Annotated in this window: 3 protein-coding genes; all 3 read left to right on the forward strand. The window is 60.9% G+C overall.

Features of this window, described 5'->3' with window-relative positions:
- The first annotated feature begins 90 nt into the window (after positions 1-90).
- Complete coding sequence (purD, locus tag ACMO6A_RS12525) at positions 91-1,383, forward strand: phosphoribosylamine--glycine ligase (protein WP_114513451.1); 1,293 nt, start codon at positions 91-93, stop codon at positions 1,381-1,383.
- Complete coding sequence (locus tag ACMO6A_RS12530) at positions 1,384-2,700, forward strand: coproporphyrinogen III oxidase family protein (protein ID WP_114518303.1); 1,317 nt, start codon at positions 1,384-1,386, stop codon at positions 2,698-2,700.
- Between the two features lie 722 nt (positions 2,701-3,422).
- Positions 3,423-6,986, forward strand: a 3,564-nt coding sequence (locus ACMO6A_RS12535; protein ID WP_418471352.1) for a peptidase A26, incomplete at its 3' end; no start/stop codon positions are given.

Genomic DNA, 6,986 nt, shown 5'->3' on the forward strand with positions numbered 1-6,986 from the left:
CAAATGTTTCACGTGAAACAGTGGCAACACCAGCAGCACTGAAGCGCTTTTGCACGACGTAAGTAGTTTGAGGGTTTGAAAGGACCTGACATGAACATCTTGGTATTGGGTGGCGGCGGTCGCGAACATGCCATCGCGTGGGCGCTGGCGAAGTCCCCGCGTACCGACAGCCTGTACGTAGCGCCGGGCAACGGCGGCACGGACGGCATCGCCCAGAACGTACCCGACCTGAACCCCGAGGACGGCCAGGCCGTGCTGGCGTTCGTTCGCGAGAACGCCATCGACTTCGTGGTCATCGGACCCGAGGCTCCGTTGGTTGCGGGTGTTGCCGACGTGCTGCGTGCCGCGGGGGTTCCCACGTTCGGACCGGACGCCCAGGGTGCCCAGCTGGAAGGCAGCAAGACGTTCAGCAAGAAATTCATGGACGCCAACGACATCCCCACCGCTCGCTACGCCAGCTTCACCGACCTCGAGCCTGCGCTTGCCTACGTGCGCGAGCTGGGCGCGCCCATCGTGGTGAAGGCCGACGGCCTGGCCGCTGGCAAGGGCGTCGTGGTAGCCGACGAACTTGAGGACGCGGAAGACGCCGTGCGCTCCTGCTTCGACGGCGCATTCGGCGACTCGGGCAAAACCGTGCTCATCGAGAAGTGCCTGACCGGCCCCGAGTGCTCGATGCTGGCGTTCGTCAGCGACGGCAAGGCGCACTGCATGGCCACCGCCCAGGACCACAAGCGCGCGTTCGACGGCGATCGCGGCCCGAACACGGGCGGCATGGGCGCGTACTCGCCGGTGCCCATCGTGACGCCTGACGAGCTGGCGGCCATGCACGACATCATGGAGCGCGCAGCGGTTGCCACCGCGCGCGAGTTCGACAACGATTACCGCGGCGTGCTGTACGGCGGCTTCATGCTGACGCCCGAAGGTCCGAAGATCATCGAGTTCAACGCTCGCTTCGGCGACCCTGAGACGCAGGTGGTACTGCCGCGTCTCGAGTCCGACCTGGCGGATATCATGCTGGCCGTGGCCGAAGGACGCCCCGACGACATCGACCTGCGCTGGTCCGAGCAGTGGGCCGTGTGCGTGGTGCTGGCCAGCGAAGGCTATCCCGGATCGTACGAGAAGGGCAAGGTCATCCTCGGAATCGACGAGGCCGAGCAGATCGAGGGCGTCACGGTGTTCCATGCCGGCACCGCCAAGAATTTCGACGACGAGCTGGTCACTGCGGGCGGCCGCGTGCTGAACGTGGTGGCGCTGGGCGACTCGTTCGACGACGCGCGCGAGAAGGCGTACGAAGCGTGCGATCTTATCAACTTCGAAGGCAAGCAGTACCGCAGCGACATCGGCAAACGCGCTGCGGCCGGTCGTGCCGCTTGGGAGAACTAAATGCTTTCAGAACGCTTGCTCACGTCCGTTGTTCGCGAATGCACGAAGAATTACCTACGCCTCGAACCGACGCAAGAGCGACGCGTGCCCGGGCCGAAGCCCGGCCAGAAGTACATGCTGTACATGCACGTGCCGTTCTGCGAGCGGCTGTGCCCCTACTGCTCGTTCAACCGCTTCCCGTTCGCCGAGGATCGCGCGAAGCCCTACTTCGCCAACATGCGCAAGGAAATGCTCATGTTGAAGGACCTCGGCTACGACTTCGAAAGTCTGTACGTGGGCGGCGGCACGCCCACCATCATGATCGACGAGCTGTGCGACATCATCGATATGGCGCGCGAGACGTTCAGCATCGGCGAGGTGTCCAGCGAGACGAATCCGAACCACCTGATTCCCAGCTACCTGGACAAGCTGCAGGGCCGCGTGCAGCGTTTGAGCGTTGGCGTGCAGAGCTTCGACAACGACCTGCTTAAGCAGATGGATCGCTACGACAAGTACGGCAGCGGCGAGGAGATCCTCGAGCGCATCGGCGAGGCCAGCCCCTACTTCACGTCGCTCAACGTGGACATGATCTTCAACTTCCCGGCGCAGACCGAGGACGTGCTGTTCAGCGACATCGAGCGCGTGGTGGAAAGCGGCACGAGCCAGACCACGTTCTACCCGCTGATGGCCAGCCCTAGCGTGGCGCGCTCGCTGGCGCGTACCGTGGGCAAGGTTGATTACGCGCGCGAGCAGCGCTTCTACGAGATCATCTCCGAAGTGCTGGCCGGCGGCGAGAACCCGCTGTTCGAGCACGGCAGCGCCTGGACGTTCAACAAGCGCGGCACGGGCGCGGCAGGCGAGGACGCGATGATCGACGAGTACGTGGTGGATTACGAGGAATACCCCGCTATCGGCAGCGGCGGCATCACGTATTTGGGCAACAACCTGTACGTGAACACGTTCTCGGTGAACGACTACAACGACGCCATCGAGCACGACCGCATGTCGCTGATGGGCAAGGCCACGTTCAGCAAGCACGACCAGATGCGCTACCGCTTCATGATGCAGCTGTTCGGATTGCGCCTGGACAAGCGCCAGTTCAAGAAGGACTTCGGCGTGTCCGTGGAGCGCGGTCTGCCGGTGGAGATGGCGTTCATGAAGGCCTCGGGCGCGTTCGATCGCGACAACGCCGACGAGCTGACGCTTACGCCGAAGGGCCGCTACCTCATGGTGGTGATGATGCGCCAGTTCTTCATCGGCGTGAACAACCTGCGCGATCAGGCGCGCGCCGCCCTGGTGGGTGAGGAACGCGAGCTTATCTTCGGCGACGGCAAATAACCGTCTGTCCGCATCCGCTCGAACACCGAAACGCCTGCGCATCTGCCGCGGGCGTTTTTCGTGTGTGCCGAGTCGCGTCCGGCAACGTGTTCCGGCTCGACTGCGGGCTCGGGTGTCCGACCGTTTCACGTGAAACGCGCTTGTTTCCGTGTTCCGCGGAGTACCCAACGTAGACGTTTTCATCGGCGGGCGCGCGTTTCGGCATTCCTCGGCAATGTACGTGCTATGATACAAAACCACAACGAGGGACGTTCTATTGCCTGATAGGAGGAGGAAACGGCATAGGTATGGCCAGAAGGGGACGGCATACGGAGGGCTTCACGCTCGCCGAGCTTCTGATGAGCGTAGCCATCATACTCGTTCTTGCTGCCATCGCCTTTCCATCCATCGTGTCGGCGCAGAACAACATGCGCATGTTGGAGCTGAACAACGCCGCCCAATCCATCGCGAACGCCGCCCAAGCCCAGATGACGGCCAAGAAAGTATCGGGCACGTGGGTGGATGCCGTGAAGGACGGCGACTCTTATCGCGCCTGCTTCCCCGCCGCGCTTGCGGGCTCATCCCATTCGCAAGGCGAAACGGAAGATGTTTCACGTGAAACTCTCGGGTCCGACGAGGTTGCTCCTCCTTCCGCTTCTGCTGCGGAGTCTTCCAAACGTTACATGACGGCGGACACCGCCCGCGATCAGGGCATCGTCCCGGCGCTCGCCGTGGAGGAGGCTGTGCGCGACGCCGACTATATCATCGAGTTCGATGCCGACACGGCGCAGGTGACCGGCGTGTTCTACGCCGACGGAAGGTCCGGCTTCTTCGGATCGACCCCTGCCTCCACGAACGCCGCGAAGACGTATTACGAAACCGAGGGCGCCTCCACCGATCAGGCGGCGCGCATGGGCCACGACCCCATGATCGGCTACTATGGCGGCACCCCTGCCGGCGCCACGCCCGAGAAAGCGCTCGCGAACCCGGTGATCTGGGTGGACGAAGCAACGGGCTGTCTGATGGTGCAGGACCCCAACATTGCCGCGGACGGAAGCGCGGGCTCCACCACCTCCACGGTGGCTATCGAGAACACCGGCAAGAACGTGGCGTTCTCGATCTCCGGCTTGAGCAACGGAACAACCATGGTGTCGTTGTACACGGCCGATGACGGTTCGGAGTCGGTTGGCTTCACCAACTTCGCCGCAGCCATCAAGCAGCAGACGCGCGACAACGCGAACGTGAAGGGCAATGTGTGGGCCATCGACCTCAACGCACTTTCGCAGCTGGTGGCGAAGGGGAATGACGGCAAGCCGGCGGCGGATGACTCGCAGAAAGCGAAGCTCAAGCAGGTGTTCGACGCGTGTGTGGCGGGCGACGCCCTGACCGTGTCGGTGGAGACGAAGGACGCCTCGCGCAGCTGCGTGCCGGGCACGGCTGCCGCCCATGTGGAGTGGCCGAGCCCTGCGGGCAAGCTGACGATGCTAATAACCAACCCGTACTCCGTCGTCGTGGCCGGCGAGAAGAACGAAGCTTACATCGAGCCGCAGGTGCGGTCGGCGGTCGCGGACAGCGCGCATCCTTCCATTGGGGCGGGCTTCGGCAACGGCGACGGCGTGGTGAAGGACGGGCTGACGGTCAACCCCTTCTATGAAGATAAAGATAATCACTTCCGCGTTTCCAACGCGAACGCGCAGTTGAAGCAGGAGAACCCGCAGGCCGGCTACCAGTCGTACGCGGGAGGCTGGATAGCCTCGTCGTCCGTGCGCGACGACGCCACGTACCGGCTCGAGGGAACTGTGGGCGCGTACAACAATCATGCGTACCAGATTTGGGAGCTGTGGATCAAGCGAGCCGACACCGGTGAATGCATGCGCGTGGGCTACTTGAACGATGGCAAGTGGGAATGGGGCGTGTTCAACCAGAAGGGGGTCAACTACGACTACCGTTTCCTGAACGACTGCTTCACCTGGTACGGAACGAATGAAACGGGCGATGCTTCGGGTACCCTTGCCGGAACCGATACCGATACGAACAACGTCATATCCCTGCGCCTCGATGTGCAGAAGTTCTACGCCGAGGCCGAGAACCATAAGAACCACGGCTTGGCCGACGAGGACGGCAATGCAACGGTGTACGTGCGCACGGCTCCGAAGGCATCCGAAGTCCAGGCGTACTTCAACAAGCTGGCGGTTCCTGAACCGGCTTCGGTTGAGAATCCGTTGAAGGCTGCCTATCTGAGCGGCAGCGCCCAGGAGACCGGCTCGCGCACCGCGGATACCCCGTCGGTCACGGCACGCGCCGCGTTCGAAGGCGAGTTCGGCGCCTCATCGTCCGACGTGTCGTGGGCGGTGTCCCAAACCACGACCGCCGGGTTTTCCCAGGGGAGCGAATACCTGAGCACCGCCGCCACCGTGCCGGTGCGGGTGTACTACTCCATCGCCCCCGGGGTTGGTTTCGCGAACATCAGATCTTACGATAACGGCAACGGCAGCGGGTACCTAAGCGGCGTGCTCAGCACGCGCTTGACCAACGTCTCGCTTTGGCTGTATCGCGGTCCCTCTATCAACGATCTTGCCGTTATGCCACCCGCCCTTCTGAAGAACTACAAGGGGTTGGAGTTCTCGTGCCGCCAAGGAAGTACGTACGACTTCAAGATAACCACCCAAGAAGACTACCGCTTCTACCGGGCGCTCGCATACACCGTCGAGAATGGAAGTGCGCCGCCATCTCAATACGTCCCGCACGCATCGGCAAGCGATGAGAGCGTCGCGAAAATCGCCGCCGCCGAAAACTACGAAACGGACGATAAGCTGTACACGTTCAAAGGGTGGACAACCAAGGATACCATGTCGGGTGCAGAACTTCTCGTCGAAGCAGACAAGCTGGTTTCCGACTACGACGGACTCAGCTACCAAGGCACGACGCTTGTCGCAAGCTACGACGAGCGGAAGAAGGTGCAGCCGTCTTTGGGCATGATGTACATAGAAACCGGCACCGACAAAACGGGTTCGCCGGCGTACGGTTACTATGGGTATATCGAGAACAACGCGGCTGCGGTCGAAAACTTGCTGTCCAACGAGTACTCCGTCACCGACGGTGGCTATTACGTGGTGGTTCCCACTGGCAGCAATCAGCCGAAAATGACGGGCAGAGGCGACATCCCGAACTATCTCAAGGACTTCTCCGACGTGCTGCAGGGTTTGTCCATCGAAGGAGGCTTATACGATTGCTATCGCATCACGGTGAGCGATAAAGACGTGGGGCAAAACCGCCCGTACGACAAATATAAACTGAAGAATCAGACACTGTCGTTCAAGGCTGATATTCAGACAGGTGCGAGCACGGTCTCCGTCGAGGGCACGTACACGGTGAACTTCGCATTCGCTTGCGCTGTCGAAACGAATGAAGAGGCCGCCCTTTCATGGGGAACGAGCGTTTCGCCCTGGAACGTTCGACTGGGACGGCAGTTCGTCGGCAATTTGACAGCTGGAAGCAACAATGTGCAGGGGAAGTATGCTCAATATAACTGCTTTATCCAAACGCGGAACATCGATTTGGCCGATGCGCCTGTCGTGAGCACGTCTAAATTCACTCAGCCGTTCTTAGGCTCGACGTACGACGGAGGCGGCAACAGCATATTCGGAATACCGTACCGACTGGCACATGAAGGGATTACCGGTGAGAACCAGGGAAGAAACGGTCTGTTTCTTGATGTTGGCGGGGAGAGCCTGATTAAAAACGTGAACATCGTGCTGGATCCCACCGATGAAGGCTCAGAGTATGTGTTCGTTTCCACCCATGGAAGCAAACTTCGATTCGGACTCCTCGTCGGGTCGATTGACGGAGACGGAGCCGATATTCAAAACTGCACGGTCGGCGTTGCCGGCAAGGAGACGGCTACGCTTAGGATCATCAAAAAGGGTACAGGTGGCGAGGCGTATATCGGCGGTTTGGTGGGCTATGCAAGTCAAGCCAATGTGAGCGATCTATCGGTCAAGAATCTTCGTATTGAGGTTGTCGCCGATGTCGAAGCATGGAAAACCTCTCCCGCGATCGGGGGGATCTTCGGCTACGGCTCGCAGTTGAACATGTCGAGGAGCTCCGTCGATGGCTTCGCATGCGCTCTTTTCCAGCCTACGTTCGTTAACGAGAAATATCCCAGCCAAAACACGCGCATCCATTTCGGCGGTTTGGTCGGCAGCGCTCAAATGGCAGTCATTAGCCAGAACGTGAAGAGCAACGCGGTTCTGCAGGTTCCTGCCGGCCAGTTGCGAGATTCTGTTGTTGCTGGGCGGTACGTTGGG

It is taken from the genome of Eggerthella sp. (assembly GCF_048329335.1).
GTDB classification, from domain to species: Bacteria; Actinomycetota; Coriobacteriia; order Coriobacteriales; family Eggerthellaceae; genus Eggerthella; species Eggerthella lenta.

Excerpts from the sequence above, each read along its gene's own strand:
- ACMO6A_RS12530 (WP_114518303.1), top strand. The coding sequence starts at position 1,384 with ATGCTTTCAGAACGCTTGCTCACGTCCGTTGTTCGCGAATGCACGAAG.
- purD (WP_114513451.1), top strand. The coding sequence starts at position 91 with ATGAACATCTTGGTATTGGGTGGCGGCGGTCGCGAACATGCCATCGCG.